This window comes from Ruegeria sp. CK2, assembly GCF_056536585.1.
Window position 1 is genome coordinate 73942 of record NZ_JBQFPW010000017.1, and the last position, 19224, is coordinate 93165.

The 19224-nt window shown below is 59.0% G+C and carries 20 protein-coding genes; 11 read left to right on the plus strand and 9 right to left on the minus strand.

Features of this window, described 5'->3' with window-relative positions:
• Positions 1–46: 46 nt before the first annotated feature.
• Positions 47–973, plus strand: coding sequence for an ornithine carbamoyltransferase (gene argF / locus ACR0BU_RS21005; RefSeq protein WP_480738770.1), 927 nt, complete (start codon positions 47–49; stop codon positions 971–973).
• On the opposite strand, the gene ACR0BU_RS21010 is transcribed toward argF, so the two are convergent.
• Positions 970–1581: a ferric reductase-like transmembrane domain-containing protein gene (locus ACR0BU_RS21010; protein WP_480738772.1), complete on the minus strand. Its 612-nt coding sequence runs from the start codon at positions 1579–1581 to the stop codon at positions 970–972. The genes argF and ACR0BU_RS21010 overlap by 4 nt on opposite strands.
• A 19-nt stretch (positions 1582–1600) precedes the next feature.
• Positions 1601–2080 carry a peptidase associated/transthyretin-like domain-containing protein gene (locus tag ACR0BU_RS21015; RefSeq protein ID WP_299082711.1) on the minus strand — a complete coding sequence of 160 codons (480 nt, stop codon included), beginning with the start codon at positions 2078–2080 and terminating at the stop codon, positions 1601–1603.
• Between the two features lie 232 nt (positions 2081–2312).
• Here ACR0BU_RS21015 and ACR0BU_RS21020 point away from each other — a divergent pair, with 232 nt between their 5' ends.
• The 4 genes from ACR0BU_RS21020 (at position 2313) to ACR0BU_RS21035 (ending at position 6326) form a co-directional block, all read left to right on the plus strand.
• Entirely contained in the window at positions 2313–3146 is an 834-nt protein-coding gene (locus tag ACR0BU_RS21020; protein ID WP_480738773.1) for a phytanoyl-CoA dioxygenase family protein, read from the plus strand.
• A gap of 122 nt (positions 3147–3268) precedes the next feature.
• Positions 3269–4231, plus strand: a complete 963-nt coding sequence (locus tag ACR0BU_RS21025) for a pirin family protein (RefSeq protein ID WP_299082707.1) — start codon at positions 3269–3271, stop codon at positions 4229–4231.
• Positions 4232–4382: 151 nt separating this feature from the next.
• Positions 4383–5237 (plus strand): MBL fold metallo-hydrolase, encoded by an 855-nt coding sequence (locus ACR0BU_RS21030; protein WP_480738775.1) that lies wholly within the window; start codon positions 4383–4385, stop codon positions 5235–5237.
• Positions 5238–5351: 114 nt separating this feature from the next.
• Positions 5352–6326, plus strand: coding sequence for a 2-dehydropantoate 2-reductase (locus tag ACR0BU_RS21035; RefSeq protein ID WP_480738776.1), 975 nt, complete (start codon positions 5352–5354; stop codon positions 6324–6326).
• A 31-nt stretch (positions 6327–6357) separates the two neighbouring features.
• Here the strand turns inward: ACR0BU_RS21035 and ACR0BU_RS21040 are convergent, their stop codons facing one another.
• The 3 genes from ACR0BU_RS21040 to hrpB all read right to left on the minus strand — a co-directional run bounded on the left by ACR0BU_RS21040 (position 6358) and on the right by hrpB (position 10967).
• Positions 6358–7815, minus strand: coding sequence for an inorganic phosphate transporter (locus tag ACR0BU_RS21040; RefSeq protein ID WP_480738778.1), 1458 nt, complete (start codon positions 7813–7815; stop codon positions 6358–6360).
• Positions 7816–7907: 92 nt separating this feature from the next.
• The gene (locus tag ACR0BU_RS21045; RefSeq protein ID WP_298936976.1) at positions 7908–8366 is read right to left on the minus strand and encodes an NUDIX hydrolase; all 459 of its coding nucleotides are present in this window, start codon (positions 8364–8366) and stop codon (positions 7908–7910) included.
• A gap of 153 nt (positions 8367–8519) precedes the next feature.
• Complete coding sequence (hrpB, locus tag ACR0BU_RS21050) at positions 8520–10967, minus strand: ATP-dependent helicase HrpB (protein ID WP_480738780.1); 2448 nt, start codon at positions 10965–10967, stop codon at positions 8520–8522.
• Positions 10968–11170: 203 nt separating this feature from the next.
• Here hrpB and meaB point away from each other — a divergent pair, with 203 nt between their 5' ends.
• Entirely contained in the window at positions 11171–12151 is a 981-nt protein-coding gene (gene meaB / locus ACR0BU_RS21055) for a methylmalonyl Co-A mutase-associated GTPase MeaB (protein ID WP_480738781.1), read from the plus strand.
• 3 nt (positions 12152–12154) lie between these two features.
• Here meaB and ACR0BU_RS21060 read toward each other — a convergent pair whose 3' ends face one another.
• Positions 12155–12697: an AAA family ATPase gene (locus tag ACR0BU_RS21060; RefSeq protein WP_480738783.1), complete on the minus strand. Its 543-nt coding sequence runs from the start codon at positions 12695–12697 to the stop codon at positions 12155–12157.
• A gap of 718 nt (positions 12698–13415) precedes the next feature.
• On the opposite strand from ACR0BU_RS21060, the gene ACR0BU_RS21065 reads away from it, so the two are divergent.
• The 4 genes from ACR0BU_RS21065 (at position 13416) to ACR0BU_RS21080 (ending at position 16295) form a co-directional block, all read left to right on the plus strand.
• Positions 13416–14561 carry a Hint domain-containing protein gene (locus tag ACR0BU_RS21065; protein ID WP_480738784.1) on the plus strand — a complete coding sequence of 382 codons (1146 nt, stop codon included), beginning with the start codon at positions 13416–13418 and terminating at the stop codon, positions 14559–14561.
• 170 nt (positions 14562–14731) lie between these two features.
• Positions 14732–15019, plus strand: coding sequence for a 50S ribosomal protein L28 (rpmB, locus tag ACR0BU_RS21070; protein WP_480738786.1), 288 nt, complete (start codon positions 14732–14734; stop codon positions 15017–15019).
• 410 nt (positions 15020–15429) lie between these two features.
• On the plus strand, positions 15430–15780 hold the full coding sequence (locus tag ACR0BU_RS21075) for a hypothetical protein (protein ID WP_480738788.1): 351 nt from the start codon (positions 15430–15432) through the stop codon (positions 15778–15780).
• Between the two features lie 41 nt (positions 15781–15821).
• Positions 15822–16295, plus strand: coding sequence for a copper chaperone PCu(A)C (locus tag ACR0BU_RS21080; protein ID WP_480738789.1), 474 nt, complete (start codon positions 15822–15824; stop codon positions 16293–16295).
• A 112-nt stretch (positions 16296–16407) separates the two neighbouring features.
• Here the strand turns inward: ACR0BU_RS21080 and ACR0BU_RS21085 are convergent, their stop codons facing one another.
• Positions 16408–17016, minus strand: coding sequence for an HdeD family acid-resistance protein (locus ACR0BU_RS21085; RefSeq protein ID WP_298936968.1), 609 nt, complete (start codon positions 17014–17016; stop codon positions 16408–16410).
• Between the two features lie 76 nt (positions 17017–17092).
• Positions 17093–17791: an NAD-dependent deacylase gene (locus tag ACR0BU_RS21090; protein ID WP_480738791.1), complete on the minus strand. Its 699-nt coding sequence runs from the start codon at positions 17789–17791 to the stop codon at positions 17093–17095.
• A gap of 28 nt (positions 17792–17819) precedes the next feature.
• On the opposite strand from ACR0BU_RS21090, the gene ACR0BU_RS21095 reads away from it, so the two are divergent.
• The gene (locus ACR0BU_RS21095) at positions 17820–18263 is read left to right on the plus strand and encodes a low molecular weight protein-tyrosine-phosphatase (protein ID WP_480738793.1); all 444 of its coding nucleotides are present in this window, start codon (positions 17820–17822) and stop codon (positions 18261–18263) included.
• Here the strand turns inward: ACR0BU_RS21095 and ACR0BU_RS21100 are convergent.
• On the minus strand, positions 18260–19210 hold the full coding sequence (locus ACR0BU_RS21100) for a LysR family transcriptional regulator (RefSeq protein ID WP_480738794.1): 951 nt from the start codon (positions 19208–19210) through the stop codon (positions 18260–18262). The genes ACR0BU_RS21095 and ACR0BU_RS21100 overlap by 4 nt on opposite strands.
• Between the last annotated feature and the right edge of the window lie 14 nt (positions 19211–19224).

The following is a 19224-nucleotide window of genomic DNA, read 5'->3' on the forward strand; positions in this document are numbered from 1 at the left end:
CCCGGGGGCTGCGCCCCCGGCCGTCGATAGACAAAAGTGACAGAATATGAACCACTTTCTCGATATTCACAAAACAGACGCTGCAGAATTGCGGACTATGATTGATCAGGCTGGTGCGATGAAACGGGCCCGCCTTGGTCGCCCCAAAGCCGCACCTGATGACGAACAACCTCTGGACGGTCGCATGGTGGCTCTGATCTTTGAGAAGCCGTCGACCCGGACCCGCGTCTCGTTTGATGTGGGTGTGCGCCAGATGGGCGGTCAAACCATGGTGCTGTCGGGTAAGGATATGCAGCTGGGCCATGGCGAAACCATCGCTGATACGGCGCGTGTGTTGTCGCGCTATGTCGATATGATCATGATCCGGACCTTTGATGAAACCATCCTGACCGAGATGTCGGAATACTCTGATGTGCCCGTGATCAACGGCCTGACTGACCGCACGCATCCCTGCCAGATCATGGCCGACGTGCTGACGTTTGAGGAACATCGGGGACCGATTGCGGGTAAAAAAGTCGTCTGGACCGGCGACGGCAACAATGTCTGTGCCTCGTTCCTGCACGCCGCAGGTCAGTTTGGGTTTGATTTGACCTTTACCGGACCGTCGCAGCTTGATCCCGAGGAAGAATTCATCGGTCTTGCCCGTCAGAAGGGCTCAAAGATTGTTGTTGAACGCGATCCGCACAAGGCGGTCGAAGGCGCGGATCTGGTGGTCGCCGACACCTGGGTTTCAATGCATGATTCCCAATCCGCCAAAGAACGTCGCCACAACATGCTGCGCCCCTATCAGGTCAATGCGGAACTGATGAGCCACGCCAAACCTGATGCGCTGTTCATGCATTGCCTGCCGGCCCACCGCGAGGAAGAGGCGACCTCCGAAATTATGGACGGCCCCAACTCGGTCATTTTCGACGAGGCCGAAAACCGCCTGCACGCCCAGAAGGCTGTGATGCGCTGGTGCTTGGGTGTTTAATCGAACCGGCGTGTTCTGATCACCCAGACGCGCAGGTCGGCGAGCGTCTTAATGCTCGCCGACAAGACCAATACGCACAGGGCTGTCTTGGTCATAATCTCCATGGTTCCTTCAATCAGCATCGCATGCACCACGCTGCCCAGAACGGTGACGCTGGTCAATGTCGTATGACCCAGCCGCCACGTCCGAAATCGCAAATGCAACCGACGACGTAAAAGCGCTAAAAGTGCTGCTGCGAACAACGCCCACATGGCGACAACACCCCACGCCGAAAACGGGGTGGGTGAGACAAACAAAAGCGCGTCGACCATATCCGGCGGGCTGGTGACCCACAGACCGGCCACATGGCAAATGATCGCGGTAACCAAAGCTGCTCCGACCCATCGGTGAATGTAGTGGCTGTGGTATGCCGACAGTCCTGGCAGGTATCCGCCCGCCAGCAAAGGCTGCATCAGCAACAGAACCATACCGATGATCCCGGCAAACCCGGCCGCTATGTACACCGGTGACCGCCATGCCAGAAACGGGCTGTATGCTGCGGCGGCAATTGGCACCACGGCGACAATTGCAAAAGCCCCCCAAATCAGAGTCGTACGCGTCCGGCTCACCGAAATTCGTCCGCTGCGGTCAGGCCGGTTGCAGCACGAAATGCGCACTCAGTGTTTTGTCTTTGGAACTCGACATAACCGGGCGCAAGAACACAGTTTCGTACTCTGCGCTGTCATAGGCCAGATGCCCGTGCGGTTGACCAAAGGCCGGCACGATCTGCGGCATCTCAAGCCGGAATTCTCCGTTTGCGTCGGTTAGGGTTGCGCCATGGCTCTGCGGGTCGCGCTCATACCCTTCGGTCGTATGTGCCCAAATCTGAATGCGCTGTCCTGACAATGGTGCGCCATCTCCGGCGCGCCGGACGGTTCCTGTCATCCAGAATCCGCCACCGCCGATCCGGTCCACGATGGGTGCGCCGGGGCGATAGTTGTTGGACCCACCCCGCATCGATGGCGTCGGGGCCAGACCCGACGCATGCGCGGGAAGCAGCAAACCCGATGTCAACACAGCCCCTCCGGCGGCGATCAAAGAACGACGAGTAATTGGAGCACCAGACATAGAAATCTCCTGTAATGCGTGACGACCCTGACCCTTAAGATAGGAGCAGGTACATCCAGAAACAAATAATAGTGCGATGGTTACCTTTTCCGAGCCTGAACCGGTTGTGGGCTATCTAGCCTTTGCCCCGATGATCGCGGGGCAGGGCGGGTGGCTTGAATTTCTTTGACGGTCTGCCTGTGCGATGCAATCCTCACCACCACCCAAGTGAACACACCGGAAAGGGTGCCGTATGACTTCTCCAGCCTCAATCTCAGACGAAGACATCGCTGCGTTCCGGCGCGATGGTGCGGTCGTGCTGCGCTCCAGGTTTACCTCCGACTGGTTGTCCCTGCTGCGCGAAGGTATCGACGCTGATCTTGCAACACCGACTGACAATTTCACGCGCCACACCAAAGACCCTAATGCTCCGGCCTATTTCGAAGATTACTGGGCCTGGAACAAGATCCCGCAATTTGAAGAGTTTGTCCGGAAGTCCCCATGCGCGCCACTTGCTGCGCAGTTGCTAACCGCCCCTTCGGTCAATCTTGTGATGGATAACTGGTTCCTGCGCGAAGCCGGTTCAACATCGCGCCCGCCCTTCCATCAGGATCTGTCCTATTTCGATTTTGAAGGCACGATGTGTGTCCTTTGGCTGCCGCTGGAACCGGTGAGCAAGGACAACGGCATTGCCTTTGTGAAAGGATCACATCTGTGGGAAAAGCTGTTCATGCGGGTGCGCTTTGCCGATGGGCATCCCAGCTATGAACCGACCGAAGTCGCGGGCCAAACCTATCATCCGCCCCCCGATATCAACGCTGACCCAACGGCCTATGACCTGCTGCAATGGGATATGGACCTTGGCGACTGCATCTTTTTCGACATGCGCACCCTGCATGGAGGGTTGTCTTCAACCACCCCATCCGAAACCGTGCGCCGGTTCACCCTGCGCATGACGGCACCCGATGGCATGATCCGCTATCGCGGTGATTGGGCCAAAGATGAGCGTGCACAATTCGAAGCCGCAGGCTATCGCGAAGGCGATCGGATTGCCGGCTCGTTTTTTCCGCAGCTCTGGCCTCGCTAGCGCGGCCCGCATCGCATTTTGATTGTGCAAAATTGCGCTTTACTTGCCGTTGATCGGCAATATCTCATGCATGATCGAACGATGCGCCGTTTCGGCCCGTCGACACCTGAGGGAGAGCAGGCATGAGTTGGAACCCGACCCACAACCCGGATTGTACGTCCGAGAATTCGGCACTCGACACCCTGATCATTCCACGTGCCCGCGATCTGGGCGGCTTCGAAGTGCGCCGCGCATTGCCTTCGGTCAACCGCCAACTGGTTGGTCCGTTTATCTTTTTCGACCAAATGGGGCCCGCCGAATTCATCACCGAAGGCGGCATCGATGTCCGCCCGCACCCCCATATCGGGCTGGGCACTGTTACCTACCTATATCAGGGCGAGTTCGAACATCGCGATAGCCTTGGCACCCATCAGATGATCTACCCGGGTGAGGTCAACTGGATGGTCGCCGGGCGCGGTGTCACCCATTCTGAACGTACAAGTGACGAAACGCGTGGCAAAAGGCACAGCCTGTTTGGCATCCAGACGTGGATTGCCCTGCCCGAAGCGCATGAGGATATGGCCCCCGATTTCGAACACCACAAGCAGGGCGCGCTGCCCCATATTCGGGACACGGGCGTCAGCGCAAGGCTGATTTTGGGCTCGGCCTATGGTGAGAACAGCCCGGTGACCATGCTGTCCGACACGTTCTATCTCGACGTGCAACTGGACCCGGCTGCATCGTTTCCTTTGCCAGATGATCACGAGGATCGCGGGGTCTATGTGACCGAAGGCTCGGTCGATATTGCGGGCGATGTGTTTGACGCCGGTCGCATGATGGTGTTCCGGCCGGGCGACAAACTCTCGGTCAAGGCGGGGCCCACGGGTGCGCGCCTGATGCTCTTGGGCGGCGCGACACTGAACGAAGATCGCTACATCTGGTGGAACTTCGTCTCATCCTCAAAAGAAAAGATCGAAACCGCCACCCGAGAGTGGAAAACCGCTGACTGGGCCAACGGAGCGTTCCACCTGCCGCCCGGCGACGATCAGGAATTCATCCCGATCTCGCCAGAGCTTGAACGCACAAAGCCAAGACGGGCGCGCTAAACGCCGAACCGTCAATTCCAAAGACGATCTCGGATACGGGATCGAAGGTTTCGACTGTTAAGCGAACACTCGACCGGAAATCCCCGTTGCAAGATACGTCGGGGCTGATAGCTTTGGTTCGGTTGTTTTCTGGTCACAAGGACGAAATGCTGTGCTGTGTAAGATTGGTGATGTCGAGGTCTGGAGAATCCTGGAAATCAACGGCCCGTTTTTGCTGCCGGAGGAACTGTACCCCAACGCAGGGCCCGACGTTGCGGCGACAATTGAAAAGCGCGTTCCAGGCGGCGTGTGCCCCCAATCGGGACGGCTTATTTTGCCCGTCCAAGGTTTTCTGTTGAAGACACCGGATCACAACATCCTTGTTGATAGCTGTGTGGGAAATGACAAAACCATCCCGAAATATGCGGATTGGCACAAAAGATCCGGTACGCGGTTCGTGGCTGCGCTCACTGCGGCGGGCGTGACGTTTGAGGATATCGACTACGTGCTCTGTACGCATCTTCACGCCGACCATGTAGGTTGGAATACCAAACTTGAAGACGGTCGATGGGTCCCGACATTCCCAAATGCACGCTACATCCTACCCGCCGCTGATGAAGAGATGCAGCGACAGGGCAACGGCGATCTCTATTTGGAAAGCGTATTGCCCGTTGTCGAAGCGGCGCAGGCCGACATCGTCCAGCCCGGTCACAAGCTGGGCGACGAAGTATCGTTGATACCCACGCCGGGCCACACACCTGGCCACGTTTCCGTTCAGATCAAAAGCAAAGGCCAGGAAGCCATAGTGACCGGCGATGCACTGCATTCAACGGCTCAATGCTGGCATCCTGATTGGCACTTCATCTATGACGCCGACATGGATCTGGCAAAATCCTCTCGCAGGCACCTGTTGGAGACCGCGTCTGAGGCAAATTGCATCGTATTGGGAAGCCATTTCATGCTGCCCTCTCTGGGGCGCGTAAAGGCCGATCAGGATGCGTTCAGATGGGACGAGCTTGAGTCTTAATCGCAATAGCCCGCGTCGCGGGCTATTGTCGCCTGTTTGCAAGGCATTAACGGAGTTGTTTGAAGACCCATGTCTATGGCAACAACCCAGCCCTCAACAGCAAGGAAAACTTCCATGAAGCTTGTCATCGCGGGTGCGGGTAGTATCGGGTGCTATTGCGGGGCATTGCTGGCCGCTGCCGGGCACGAGGTGACCCTCCTAGGGCGTGCCCGTGTGTTGGGGCCGATCCGGCAGCAGGGTCTGACCATCACTGACTATTCAGGACTGCGTCGCACGGTTCCTGCCAGCTCGATGATCCTTTCGGAGGATGCTGCCTGCCTTAGATTTGCCGATCTGGTGATTGTGACCGTGAAATCGGGCGCGACTGCTGAGATGGCCGAGTTGATCAAATTGCACGCGCCTGCACATGCAACGGTCCTGTCGTGGCAAAACGGGATGGAGAACGCCCGGACCCTGCGTTCGATCCTGCCCGATCACGACGTTCGGGCCGGTATGGTGCCGTTCAACGTGGTCCCAACGGACCCGGGCACTTACCACCGGGCCACATCGGGCGAGATCGTGATTCAGGCTGGACCCGGTGATCTGGCCGGGCAACTCAGCAGCCCAGACCTGCCGGTCACCGCCAGTGATCAGATAGAAGCTGTGCAATGGGGCAAACTGGTGATCAATCTCAACAATGCCCTGAACGCGTTGTCCGGCCTGACGCTGGTGAACCAACTGATGGATCGCAATTGGCGTCGTTTGATGGCTGATCAAATGTCTGAGGCTCTGACCGTTTTGAAGGCGGCGGGCCATCCGGTTGCCTCAACCACGCCGCTGCCCGCGTGGATGACCCCTCATATCCTGCGCCTGCCGACTCCGCTGTTCAGCCGCGTTGCCGCGCGCATGCTGACCATCGATCCCAGCGCGCGCACCTCGATGGCTTATGATGTGATGGAGGGTCGCCCGACGGAGATCGACAGTCTTCAAGGTGAAATCACGCATCTTGGCCAGCAAACGGGCCTGCCGACGCCGATATGCTCTCGTGTGGCGGAATTGATCCGCCAAGCGCCTGAAACTCCGATGTTTCCGGATCAGATCAGGCCCTGATTGCAACACCCGTCTAGGCGATGCGCGATCTCTACGCGAACGCCGTCAGGATCAGGTAGATAATCGCCGACATCGACGCAGCGGCCGGAACGGTCACGATCCAGGCGGCAATAATGGTCATGAAATGCGACCGTCGCACCAGTTTTCGCCGCTGATACTCTTCGCGCGCCAAACGCAGCCCGGGCTGATTACGCCGGTTCGATTGCCATTCTCGATAGAACCCAACGCCAAAAACGGCACCCACCGCGATATGGGTAGAGCTAACCGGCAACCCAAGCCAACTGGCCAAAATCACGGTGATCGCTGCCGACAGGGCGACGCAAAACGCGCGTATCGGGTTCAGCTTGGTGATTTGGCGGCCAACCATCCGGATCAGCTTGGGCCCGAACAGGAACAGACCAAACGAAATTCCGAAGGCTCCGATGATCATCACCCATGTGGGAATAGGAACCTGCGCAGTGACGTCACCGAACTCGGCCGCGTGCACAATGGCTGCCAGAGGGCCCACGGCATTGGCCACGTCATTTGCGCCATGAGCAAAGCTCAGAAACGTGGCCGATATCACCAGTGGCAGACCAAACAGTGTTTTTAGCGAGCGTGTCCTGTTCTCCATCCCTTCAGATTTTCGCCGCACCCAAGGGACGGTGACTGTCCAGACCAGAAGCCCCGTGGCCACCCCGATCAGTAAGGCAATTTCAAGCTTGACGGTCACAACACGCTGCAGGCCCTTCACGGCCAGATAGGTCACAAAAGCTGCGGCCATCAGCGCCACAAGGATCGGAACCCAACGCCGGGCGGCGGCGATCTTGTCGTCCCGAGACTGAATTTTCGCCCTGATCAGCGCCAGAAACCCGGCTGCAATTACACCGCCCAGAACGGGCGAGATCACCCAACTGGCGGCAATCGCGCTTATGGTGGTCCAATTGACCGCGCCCAGTCCCATTGCGGCGATCCCCGCGCCCATCACGCCGCCAACGACCGAATGTGTGGTCGAAACTGGCGCCCCGATCCAGGTCGCCAGATTGACCCACATGGCTGAAGAAATCAGCGCCGCCATCATGGCCCAGATCAGCACGTGGCTGTTTTCAACCGACATCGGGTCGATTATGCCGCCTGAGATGGTGGATACGACGTCACCCCCTGCCAGCAACGCACCTGCGCTTTCGGCGACAGCAGCGATCGCAATGGCACCGCCCATGGTCAGCGCGTTGGCACCCACCGCAGGGCCCATGTTGTTGGCCACGTCATTGGCGCCGATATTGATCGCCATGTAGGCTCCGAAAGCCGCCGCAGCTATAATAATGAAGCCGCCATCGGCCAGACCAAACAGCACCGCCGCGACCAGCCCGGCGACAGCCATGAACGCCAGTGCAATTCCGGGCGCAAGCAGGGGCCGGGCCACATGAGAGTTTGCGACCTCGACCCGCGAGATCCTGTGCAGGTCCGTGTCCAGCGTCTGCCAGCGTGGTTTTGCGTTCGAATTCGGCATCTGTTCAATCACGGCATTTGGGTAAACGCAGGCAGCTATAAGTTTACCACAGATGGGGCAACCTGCCTGCCATCAAGAAAATCAACGATGGGTTACATTTGCAGCAGCAGGGATTGCAGTTCCGGCTCGCGCACGCGCTTGGCGGCGACCGAGGGGGAAACCCAGCAGCGTTTGCGCTGATCCACCTCGGGATAGTCATCTGACAATTCACTGACCCTGATACGATAAACATTGGTCAAAACCGGCTGGGCCGACCCGTTGTTCAAGATCTTGTCGTAGGTATAGTGACCCACCGGCTCCTTTTCGACGGCTTCAGCCCGCACTCCGGCCTCTTCCCACGCTTCCTGCGCGGCCGTTTCTGCGCCGTCCAGCCCGTCAATCGGCCATCCTTTGGGTATGATCCAGCGCCCGGTATCCCGGCTGGTGATCAGCAGCACATCTTCGCTTGCACCCTGCTTACGCGTGCACAACGCCGCAAACTGCACCCGCCGAGGGCGCAGGAACAGAGGTCGTCCGACCTCTTCCCAGATGTTTCGTAGCCATGAACTCATGTGTCGCGCGTCATGTTATTCGAAGTATGTGAAGCCGAAGAGACATAGCAAGAGCAGGTCAAAAATTCAACGTTACCGCCGGAACTTGCCTGTTTTCGATTGGTTTTCTGGTGTTTTTGTGGGGGCCTTGTGACAATTCGGACTCAGTCCACCCTATCTACGCTTGGCTCTCAGGGTTGGATCTGCCTGTGTCGGGTCTTCGGGCCATGGATGTTTGGGATATTGCGCCCGCATATCTTTGCGCACATCCGCGTAGGACCCGACCCAGAACCCGGGCAGGTCACGGGTGATCTGTATGGGTCTTTGTGCCGGGGACAGCAGGGTGATCTTGAGCGGGGCGCCACCAACAACCGGATGTCGCGTGACCCCGAACAATTCCTGCAGCCGGACCGAGATTTCCGGTGCAGCGCCGCCATAGTCAATCGGAACCTTTCGCCCCAGTGGCGTTTCAAATGATCCCGGCGCTCGCCGATCAACCTCTTGTGTTTGCGCCCAGTCCAGTCGCGCCCGCAAAGCAGGTAGCAGATTGAACCGCTTCCACTCATCGGCGTTGCGCACCCCACCGAGCATCGGCAGCAACCAGTCTTCCAAACTGGTCATCAGCCCATCGGTCGAGAAATCAGGCAGATCCACGTCATCGGCCCGTACCAGCTCCACCCGGGTAGCCAACCGCGCCGCCGGCCCATCCAGACGCAGCCCCAGATCCCGCACGCCGTCCAGCATCGCACGGGCAACGGTGTCCGGCGGAACGTCTTTCCAGACACGATCCCCCAGCGTAATGGCCCCGAACCGTTCCTGACGCCGCGCAATGACGCGCCGGTCCCGTTTCGACCACTCGCAGCGGTCGACCCAAGCAATCTGATCTGCAAACAAATCCCGGATATCGCGTTCCGCAATCCGCACTGCCATCCGGGCACGCGCTTCTCGGGGGTTTCCATCGGTGTCGGTGACCACAAGATAGGGGGCCGCCGCCAGCGTATCGCTAGTGTCGAGGATGGCACCCTTGCCGCCGGACAACACATATCGCGGCTCATCCCCTTTGCGCCGCTGCCCAATCCGGTCGGGATAGGCGAGTGCCGCCATGGCAGCGATGCCCTTGTCTTCGGGCCCTTTCGCGGCCTGCGCGTTCAGGCGTTTGATCTCGCCCTTGATCTGGTCGATAACACCTGTATTCACCTGCCAGACCCGGTTGCGTTGAAACGCTTGCATATCCCGTACGGCGTCTAGCCGCAGCGTCATATCTGCCGGTGCTCCTCTCAGCGGGTCCCGCTCGGCCATCAACGCCGCCAAAGGGGCTGCCTGCGCGCCTGCAACCACCAGCATGTGCCCCAGGCGGGGATGCAAAGGCAACGCAGCCAAGGCGCGTCCGTGACCCGTGATCCGACCGTTTCCGTCCAATGCGCCCAACATGGACAGCAAGGCCCGCGCTTCGGCCAGTGTTCCTTCGGGCGGCGGCGTCAGAAACGCCAGATCAGTCGCGTCCGCGCCCCATAATGCCAGTTCCAGCGCCAAGCTGGTCAAATCTGCGGCCTCAATCTCGGCGGGCGGGAAGGCGGCCAAAGCGCCATCCTCTCCCTTGGACCACAAGCGGTAACACAGCCCCTCGGCAACACGCCCCGCGCGGCCCGCGCGCTGGGTTGCCTCGGCCCGTGTGACGCGCTCCGTCACCAGCCGTGACATGCCCGAACCCGGATCAAACCGCGCCCGCCGCGCCTGGCCCATATCAACCACGACCCGGATATCCGGAATAGTCAGCGAGGTTTCCGCGATTGACGTCGCCAGCACAACTTTGCGCCCCCGTTGCACCGGAGCAATTGCGGCGCGCTGGGCGGCAAAAGGCATCGCCCCAAATAACGGGCATATTCTGCAATCCTCAGAAAGGCGGCCGGACAGTGCTGCTTCGGCGCGTCGGATCTCACCCTCGCCGGGTAGAAACACCAGCATCCCGCCACCCTCGGCCCGTGTGTCGCGTTCCGCCTGCACAACCAGATCAACCATAGCATCCAGCCGCCGGACACGCGCAGCCAGCGGTCGGTCGAGCCACCGCGTTTCCACCGGATAGCTGCGTCCGGCCGAGGTAACCAGCGGCGCCTCCATCAACTGACCCACAGGTTCCGCATCCAGCGTCGCTGACATCGCCATCAGGATCATGTCATCCCGCAGCGCGCCCGTCACCTCCAGACACAGTGCCAGCCCAAGATCAGCATTCAGCGAGCGCTCATGAAATTCGTCGAAGATCACTGCGCTGACGCCGGGCAGGTCAGGGTCGGATTGCAGCATTCGGGTCAGAATACCTTCGGTCACCACTTCGATCCGGGTCGTCCGAGAGGTTTTGGTATCCCCGCGCACACGGTAACCGACCGTCTGGCCCACGCGTTCGCACAGAGTTTCGGCCATACGTTCCGCGGCCGACCGAGCCGCCAGCCGACGAGGCTCCAGCATCACGATCTTACCGTTGCACAATCCCGCCTCGAGCATAGCCAGAGGAACCCGCGTGGTTTTGCCTGCCCCTGGCGGGGCTTGCAGCACGGCACGACCGTGCTTGCGTAGGGCATCCAGCAGCTGGGGAATGGCGTCATCAATTGGCAGTCGCATTGTCATCCGATCCTTATCTGCCATCCCAAAGGTGCCGTCCAGTTCCCGCGAAGGCGTGTGACCCCGTGCCCCTGCCTGCTTTGATTTGCTTTGAATCGAACTGTGCAAAATGACGCATGCGCCGCATCGGGAACATTCGTGGCTTCTGCGGGCTGGACAAACCGCCCCGGAAACCGGCAACTACTCCTGCCGCAATGATCGGGGTCAGAATGCAGACGAACAGCCTTGGCGACAGGATTTTGAATGGGGAACGTCGGGCGCTGGCCCGGGCGATTACTCTGGTCGAAAGCAGCCGCGCGGATCACAGGGCGCAGGCGGCCGAATTGCTGGCGCAACTGGCAGGCGCTGGGCGTCAGGCCCTGCGGATTGGGCTTTCCGGAACACCCGGTGTGGGCAAATCCACCTTCATCGAAAGCTTTGGCATGATGCTGACAGAGCAGGGGCTGCGCGTGGCCGTTCTGGCAGTGGATCCAAGTTCAGCCCGGTCGGGTGGTTCGATTCTGGGCGACAAAACCCGAATGGAACGTCTTAGCCGCGACCCAAACGCTTTTATCCGCCCATCCCCCAGCCAGACCCATCTGGGCGGTGTCGCCCGCCGCACCCGCGAGGCTATTGCCCTTTGCGAAGCCGCCGGGTTTGATGTCGTGTTGATTGAAACCGTCGGGGTGGGGCAATCCGAAACTGTTGTCTCCGAGATGTCCGATCTCTTCTTGCTGTTGCTCGCCCCGGCCGGCGGCGATGAATTGCAGGGCGTCAAACGTGGCATCATGGAAATGGCCGACATTATTCTGATCAACAAGGCGGATGGGGATCTCAAAGCCACGGCCACCCGCACCTGCGCGGACTATTCCGGCGCGCTGCGGCTGCTGCGCAAACGCCCGCAGGATCCCGAAGGGTTTCCCAAAGCGATGACCGTTTCAGCGGTTGAAGAACACGGGCTTGCGCAGGCATGGGAAGAGATGCAGGCGCTGACGGCATGGCGCCGCGACAACGGCCATTGGGGCACCAACCGTGCCACACAGGCGCGGTTCTGGTTCGATCAGGAGGTCCGGCATGCCTTGCTGGCACGTCTCGACACCCCGCACGCACGCGCGTTGATGGATCAGCTTGGAACCGAAGTCGGCACGGGCCAGACCAGCCCGACCGCCGCTGCGGAACGCATGTTGGCCGAACTGACCGGCGGCAGTTGAGACCTAGATGCGTGACTGGCCTTCGAGCCTTTCAAGCACAAAGTCGGCCCGGTTTTTGATCGAGGTTTTTGGAAGCAGCGTGATTGAATACCCCAGCTCCCGAAGGGCGATTGCCAGTCGCTCATATTCGGCCACGGCTTGATCAAACCCATGGCGACGATCTTCATCCTGCTTGAAATTTTCCGGCCATGGCGGGGCTAAAAAGACGTCCGTGGCGTAGTGCTTCTCGGGGCCAAGCGTCTCGTGGATGTCCACCCCTGTTGCCACCTGCAAGGCTACGGCTGCATCGATCAAGCCTCGGTCAAAGAACACAAACCCGATCTTGTGCGCGGCGGTTCGAAGATCCTCGTGCGCCATCTTCAGCGCGCGATGTGCAAAGGCCTCTAGATTGACCCAAGGAAGGGCCGCGCCGGTGCCAGTTTTCTCCTCTGCGGCGACGCGGCGACCAGGTTCGGCTACTGTCCATTGCCCTCGACGCCTGAGTTCCGCGAGCAGGGCCGACTTGCCGCCGCCAGAGCAGCCAGAAATCAATATACGTTGGTTCATAACCAATTGCCAAAAAACCTATTGGTTGTCCGACCTGCTTTCAAAACAGCAGTCAGCACTTTGCAGGGTTACACGACCGACAAACATGGATGCCTGTTCGCTTTATCAATAGCTTTTTGCAGGATTGCGAGAAGTCAATCCACGCCTCCGGTGTATCATGATGTTTTTCACTCATTGCGCGAACGACAATATGCTGAAGACGCGCGTCCGAAAACGCCCATTTGGGGCAACCCCAACGTACAAAATTCCACTTGGGTGAGACACGACGATGCTCGACTCCAACCTAAACCAGTCAACGCAGCCATGTCTTTTTGGGACCTCGCAGCCCGAAACCAAGCGAGCGCTATTATATCCATCTGACGCAAATGTGGCGTGCAGTTAAGCATTGGTATTTGTGGGCGTGACAGCCACAGGACTATTCCAAAGCCAAGTGGGCCGGCTCTGATCAAACGGGGTTTTGCACCACAGCCTTGGTGCGCAATCTATGTATTGATCGGTTCATCTGATGAATTCGGCTAATCCCACTTCGCACGTCCAACCTCTATGTCTTGTTGGTCTCAGGTGAACGTCAAAAAAAACGTGGAGGTGGCGAAATCGCCATTGGTCCGCTAAACTGGCTCTGGATACGGCTTTTGCGTTGTTTCTCGCCAAAGCGTTGAAAGTGTTTTGGGAATTGTGCAAACGCGCTTGCTAGATCGGACAAACGGGACCCGACCACATGCCCAATATTGTAGGGACAAATGGCGCCGACAATATAGATGTCACCAATGACAACGGCACCCTGAACGGTACGGCGCAGGGGTCGCCGATTGATGATATTCGCGCGCGTGGTGGGGCGGATACGATCACGGTGACCAACAGTACCATCATTGGCCGGGTCCGCGGCAATGCTGGCAATGATGACATCACCATCACCGGCAGCACGGTGAATGGGCAAGTCAACGCAGGCAATGATGATGATACGGTCACTGTTCAGGGATCAAACATTGGCGATATCCGTCTGGGTCGCGGCAATGACACGCTCAATTTTCAAAGCACCGATGTGTCAGGCGATGTGCGCGGTGGTAGCGGAACGGACGCTCTGAACCTGCCGGTCGGAACTGTGATTACAGACAGTACCTTCGGCCCGATCACTGTTGCAGCCGGGGTCAGCTATTCGCTGTCCAGCGGTACCTTCACGCTGCCGTCGGGCAAGACGGTGACCTATACGACATTCGAAACCGGAACGGGGTTTCCGTGCTTTACCCGCGATACCCTGATAAGCAGTCCGCGCGGCCAGATCCGGATACAGGACCTTAAGATCGGCGACGTTGTTCAAACCGTCGGCAACGGATCCTCTTCCATCCGGTGGATCGGTCGTCGTCGCTTTGACGCAACGGCGCTGCGGGACAATCCTAGACTTTTTCCCGTGCGCATTGTCGCGGGTGCGTTGGGTCAAGGTCTGCCCAGCCGCGACCTGCTTGTGTCCCGGCAACACCGCATGCTGGTGCAATCGCAAATCGCGCAGCGCATGTTTGGCGCCACCGAGGTGCTGGTCCCCGCGATCAAACTGACCTCGCTGCCGGGCATTTTTGTCGACGAAAAAGTAGAGAGCATTGAATACTTTCACCTGCTCTTTGATAGGCATCAAGTCATATGGGCCGAAAATGCGCCGACGGAAAGCTTGTTCACGGGTCCGGAAGCGCTCAAGGCCCTCAGCGATGAGGCACGGCAGGAAATCTTTGGCATTTTCCCAGATCTGTCCGAGATGACCCATTCCGCTGATCCGGCACGCATGATTCCGTGCGGAAAGCTGCAAAAACAACTGGTCGCGCGACACCTGAAAAACAACAAACCTCTGTTGCAGGCGGCGGGTTCGGTCTAATCGAACGGCAATCAGTGCAAGGGTGCAAAGATTTCACTTTGTCCGTCTTGACCCTTGTTGTGATTCCCACTAAACGCATCCAACCAGTTTTCGGGCGCGACTTCGGGTTGTGCCCCTTGTGATTTGGCCGAGGGCCTTGTGCCCGGCCACCAGAAACAAAGGAAGAAACCATGTCGCGCCGTTGCGAACTGACCGGAAAAGGCCCGATGACTGGCAACAATGTCAGCCACGCCAAAAACAGAACTCGTCGTCGTTTTCTGCCCAACCTGAACGACGTCACCCTGCAGTCGGAAACCTTGGGCCGTGGCGTCAAGCTGCGCATCTCGGCGGCTGCCTTGCGCTCGGTCGACCACCGCGGTGGTCTGGATGCCTTCCTGGCGAAAGCCAAGGATGATGAGCTGTCCACGGACGCTCTGAAAGTGAAGAAGGAAATCGCCAAGGCACGAGCCTCGGCTTAATCCTTTCTCAGTTGCAAGAATTCAGCCTTGTACCCATGCGGTGCAGGGCTTTTTTTGTTTTTAATTTCGAAACGGTTAAACCCTATTGTTTTCATTTCTAGATTAATTGCACAGGTTGGTGACTTGGTTCACATACAAAGGGCCTGCGAGTATCTTACATTAGGACCTATCTAAAGTCGGTGGGGGCCAAGTTATGTCTTTAAAGAGTTTCTATTTTTTTCTGGTGCTGGCGGCGGTGTTTGGCAAAGTTGTTTCGGCATGCGCCCGGATGCAACGACGGGTGAACCGAACCCATACCAACCTGACCGAACGGCCTGTAAAGCGACCCGGACTAGACTGGTAGGCCCGGTTCAGGCGCGACCCTTTGGCGCTTGAAGCGCCTTGAACCGCCGGCCTATACCCGGGTCAGGATGAAAGCCGCTGTAAACAGAGTTCTGCCCCTTATCCTGTCCCTGCTCGTGATTCTAACCGGGCAGGGCGTTGCAGCGTCGCGTGGTATGGACAATGCCGTGGGCCAGATGGTGCTATGTACCGGTTCTGGCCCAGTTGTTGTCTATATGGATGAAAACGGGCAGCCCACGTCGCCCCCGCATTATTGCCCGGACTACGCACTTTCGCTGCTGGGCGCGGTTATGGTCCCCTCTGTGGCACTGCCGGAAGTATCGCAGCAGAGGCTGCCATCGCCTAAGCGCCAAACCGGCAGTCTTATTGCCTTGCCCAAGCCGCGACGGCCAGCCCGGGCACCGCCTGTTCCTGTCTGAACAGCTTTCATATCTTTCAGACTTTATACAGGAGAGACACAATGTCGCTCAGATCGACACTGCTTGCATCGCTGGCCGCCGCAGCGCTTGCGCTTCCCGCCCTCGCCGAAAGCGCCATCAAGGTCGATGACGCCTATGCCAGATCAGTAGGCAAGTCCGCCAAGGCAGGCGCAGCTTTCATGATGATCCAGAATCGGGGCGATACCGATGATCGTCTGATCAGCGCGTCCTCTGACGTTGCGGCGCGTGTGGAACTGCACACCCATATGATTGATGAAAACGGCGTAGCCAAGATGGTTCATGTCGAAGAGGGTTTTGTGATCCCGGCGGGTGAAACCCACATGCTGCAACGCGGTGGGGACCATGTGATGTTCATGGGCCTAACAGCCCCGTTCGAGCAGGACGCCAAGGTACCGGTTATATTGACTTTCGAACAGGCCGGCGTGGTCGAACTTGAGGTACCGGTCGACCTTGAACGTCAGGACAAGGGCGGCCACGGGTCACATTCGAACTAGGCCAACGCCTGTCTTCGAGCCGCGCTGCGGCCGTCATCCATGCGTCAGGCCGGGCATTGCCCGGCCTGTTACTGTTATGGCCAAGGGGTTTGATACATGGCAGGGATCATCGCTATTTGTGGATGGTCTTCATGCCCACCCGGTCACCGGCCTGACGAAACCGCGCAGCCAGCCAGAACATAACAAGCGCGAGTGTCAGCGCCGAGAATGCAATCGCCCATCCCAGGGCGACAAGACCGCTGCCAGGCCAAAACATCAGCACCAAACCGATGACGCAGGCGACACCGCCCGAGATGCGCATGGTCGCGCGCTGCGGATCCTGATCGTACATTTGTTGGCCCGCCATCAGCGAGCCGATCCCGATGATTAGCACCCAGGCTCCGATCAGGAAAAAGGCGAGCCGAGCAGCACCTTCGGGCCACAACAGCAGCACCAGCCCGATCAGCACAGCGGCGATGCCAGCCCCTCCGACCAGACCGCGACGCCCGAACCCCAGCAAGGTTAAGCCGCCATCCAGGATCAGCAGAGCGCCGACCAGCCGCAGCAGCAACGCAATGCTGCTGGTTGGCCAGAACAGGGCCGCCAGGCCAACAGCGCCAGCCAAAACACCGCGCAGAAGGAAAGTCCACCACAGGTTGGCCAATTGGTTGCCCAACTGATCACGGCCCGCCATGCTGTCATCATCCACGATTTCGCCGGTTTGGGGGTCTTGGTCTGTCATATGTCACGCTCCACCGAGTTTGGGATCAGAATAAACAAGAATGAACAGGGCTGTCTTTAGTTTTCGCTGCCGCAGATTAATCCTTCTGCTGCAACAGGCGGTTGACCCATTGAGGAACCGTTTCGGTCGCCTTACCAACCAGCCGGTCGTCAAACCCCGACGCTCCCATCGTTGGTTCCAGATTGATCTCGATCGTGTGGGCACCTGCAGCCTGCGCCTCATGCACGAAGGCGGCGGCTGGATAGACTTGACCTGAGGTTCCGATGGCTGCAAAAACCGACGCGCTGGACAGGTGGGAATAGATCTCTTCCATGTGATAAGGCATCTCACCAAACCAGACTACATCCGGCCGGGCTGTTGGTTCGGCGCAGGCGGGGCAGGGCTCGCCCACTGCCATTTCCGGTGGAGCGGACCAGCGATGCCCGCAAGCAGCACACAGCGCCGCGTCCAGACGTCCGTGCATGTGGATCACATTCTCAGCGCCGCCCGCCTCGTGTAGGCTGTCGACGTTTTGGGTGACAATGACCACCTCGCTGGGCCATTCCGATTGCAACCGGGCCAGGGCCTGATGCGCCGCATTGGGTTGCACTTGAGCCGCTTGGACACGGCGTGCATTGTAGAAATCTTGCACCAGATCGGGATCACGGGCGAACCCTTCGGGCGTTGCGACATCCTCGATCCGATGCTGCGCCCACAATCCGCCTTCATCGCGAAAGGTGCTCAGCCCGCTTTCGGCGGAGATCCCGGCCCCCGTCAGTATGACGATCTTTTCCATATCTCCTCCGTGCGCTACACCTTGCCCCATGACCCACCGTATCCTCTTTGTCTGTCTCGGCAATATCTGCCGATCCCCCGCCGCCGAAGGTGTCTTTCGCATCCGGGCGCCCCATCATACAACCGATAGCGCTGGCACCATGGGGTGGCATGTCGGAAACGCACCTTACGGGCCGATGCAAAAAGCCGCCAGCGCCCGGGGTGTCGATCTCAGTGATCTGCGTGCGCGCCAGTTCACGGCGCGGGATTTCGATGATTTTGACCTGATCATCGGCATGGATGCCAACAACATCGCGGATATCGAAGACCGGCGGCCTCTGGGAAATACCACACCGGTTCACCTGCTGACTGAGTTCGCTCCCCTGACCGGCGCTGATCATGTGCCCGACCCATACTACACACGGGATTTCGACGGCGCGCTGGACCTGATCGAAGCTGCGGTCACAGGGCTTGATGCGCATCTGTCGCGCTAGTCGATCACCTTCAGCTGGTCATTCAACCACGGCACCTGCGCTAGCGCCGGATCAATAATCTGGTTCTGCATCAGCCGCCGGATCATGCCTGCGACCTCCTGCGGGACCTGATCCGACCAGTCGGTGCGGGTGAACAGGGAAATGGTCCGGGAGAACGCCCCAAACGGGGCGGGATGCACTTCTAACCCGTCATGGAACCGGGCCGCCCGCATGTAACCCAGCGGCGTTGTGACCGCCCAACCCAGCCCACGCGCAACCATGGCCATCAACGCCATATGCGAACCGATCTCGAACCGCTCCTCGAACTCCATCTGTTGCCGCGCCAGATGGCCTTCGATCTGCCGGCTGATCAATTGCTCGCGCGCGTAGCGCAGAAACGGCAGGTCGCGCAGGGCCGCTTCAACGCCGCCCGCGCCTTTGGGTGTCGCCAGAATGAATGGATCCTGAACCAACGGGTATTCAATCACGCCTTCCAGCACCTCGCCGCTATGCGCCGAGATCGCGAGATGCAGCCGCTGTGCCTCAAGCGCTTCGAACAGATCGAGACTGGACAGAGTGATCAGCTTGAATTTCGATCGGGTCAGGCTGTCAGCCAGCAACGTGGCCAGACGCGGTGTCAGATCATTGTCGAAATCGTCGATCAACCCGATAGACAGCGTGGTCAGATGGCCCAGATCCATCACCGACAGCTCGCTCTGCGCCATCTGCAGCTCGGCCAGCACCGATTCAGCGCGGCCTAGGAAACTGCGCCCAGCCTGCGTCAAACGCATGGGACGCCGCCCGTGATCTACCAGATCGGTGCCCAATGCCTTTTCCAGATTGCGCAATTGCTGACTGACCGAAGGTTGGCTTAGCCCCGTGATCTCGGCGGCCTGCGCCACCGATCCCGTCCGCGCCAGCGCCTCGAACACTTCGAGACCGCGCAGGGTCAGCCCTTTCATAACCATCAGATATCCCTTTC

What these genes read in the sequence shown, in the direction of transcription:
- ACR0BU_RS21060 (WP_480738783.1), bottom strand. Translation starts at nt 12,697, where the DNA reads ATGAACCAACGTATATTGATTTCTGGCTGCTCTGGCGGCGGCAAGTCG.
- ACR0BU_RS21100 (WP_480738794.1), bottom strand. Translation starts at nt 19,210, where the DNA reads ATGGTTATGAAAGGGCTGACCCTGCGCGGTCTCGAAGTGTTCGAGGCG.
- ACR0BU_RS21015 (WP_299082711.1), bottom strand. Translation starts at nt 2,080, where the DNA reads ATGTCTGGTGCTCCAATTACTCGTCGTTCTTTGATCGCCGCCGGAGGG.
- ACR0BU_RS21095 (WP_480738793.1), top strand. Translation starts at nt 17,820, where the DNA reads ATGACCCACCGTATCCTCTTTGTCTGTCTCGGCAATATCTGCCGATCC.
- hrpB (WP_480738780.1), bottom strand. Translation starts at nt 10,967, where the DNA reads ATGACAATGCGACTGCCAATTGATGACGCCATTCCCCAGCTGCTGGAT.
- ACR0BU_RS21090 (WP_480738791.1), bottom strand. Translation starts at nt 17,791, where the DNA reads ATGGAAAAGATCGTCATACTGACGGGGGCCGGGATCTCCGCCGAAAGC.
- rpmB (WP_480738786.1), top strand. Translation starts at nt 14,732, where the DNA reads ATGTCGCGCCGTTGCGAACTGACCGGAAAAGGCCCGATGACTGGCAAC.
- ACR0BU_RS21035 (WP_480738776.1), top strand. Translation starts at nt 5,352, where the DNA reads ATGAAGCTTGTCATCGCGGGTGCGGGTAGTATCGGGTGCTATTGCGGG.
- ACR0BU_RS21045 (WP_298936976.1), bottom strand. Translation starts at nt 8,366, where the DNA reads ATGAGTTCATGGCTACGAAACATCTGGGAAGAGGTCGGACGACCTCTG.
- ACR0BU_RS21020 (WP_480738773.1), top strand. Translation starts at nt 2,313, where the DNA reads ATGACTTCTCCAGCCTCAATCTCAGACGAAGACATCGCTGCGTTCCGG.
- ACR0BU_RS21075 (WP_480738788.1), top strand. Translation starts at nt 15,430, where the DNA reads ATGAAAGCCGCTGTAAACAGAGTTCTGCCCCTTATCCTGTCCCTGCTC.
- ACR0BU_RS21085 (WP_298936968.1), bottom strand. Translation starts at nt 17,016, where the DNA reads ATGACAGACCAAGACCCCCAAACCGGCGAAATCGTGGATGATGACAGC.
- ACR0BU_RS21065 (WP_480738784.1), top strand. Translation starts at nt 13,416, where the DNA reads ATGCCCAATATTGTAGGGACAAATGGCGCCGACAATATAGATGTCACC.
- ACR0BU_RS21025 (WP_299082707.1), top strand. Translation starts at nt 3,269, where the DNA reads ATGAGTTGGAACCCGACCCACAACCCGGATTGTACGTCCGAGAATTCG.
- argF (WP_480738770.1), top strand. Translation starts at nt 47, where the DNA reads ATGAACCACTTTCTCGATATTCACAAAACAGACGCTGCAGAATTGCGG.
- ACR0BU_RS21040 (WP_480738778.1), bottom strand. Translation starts at nt 7,815, where the DNA reads ATGCCGAATTCGAACGCAAAACCACGCTGGCAGACGCTGGACACGGAC.
- meaB (WP_480738781.1), top strand. Translation starts at nt 11,171, where the DNA reads ATGCAGACGAACAGCCTTGGCGACAGGATTTTGAATGGGGAACGTCGG.
- ACR0BU_RS21080 (WP_480738789.1), top strand. Translation starts at nt 15,822, where the DNA reads ATGTCGCTCAGATCGACACTGCTTGCATCGCTGGCCGCCGCAGCGCTT.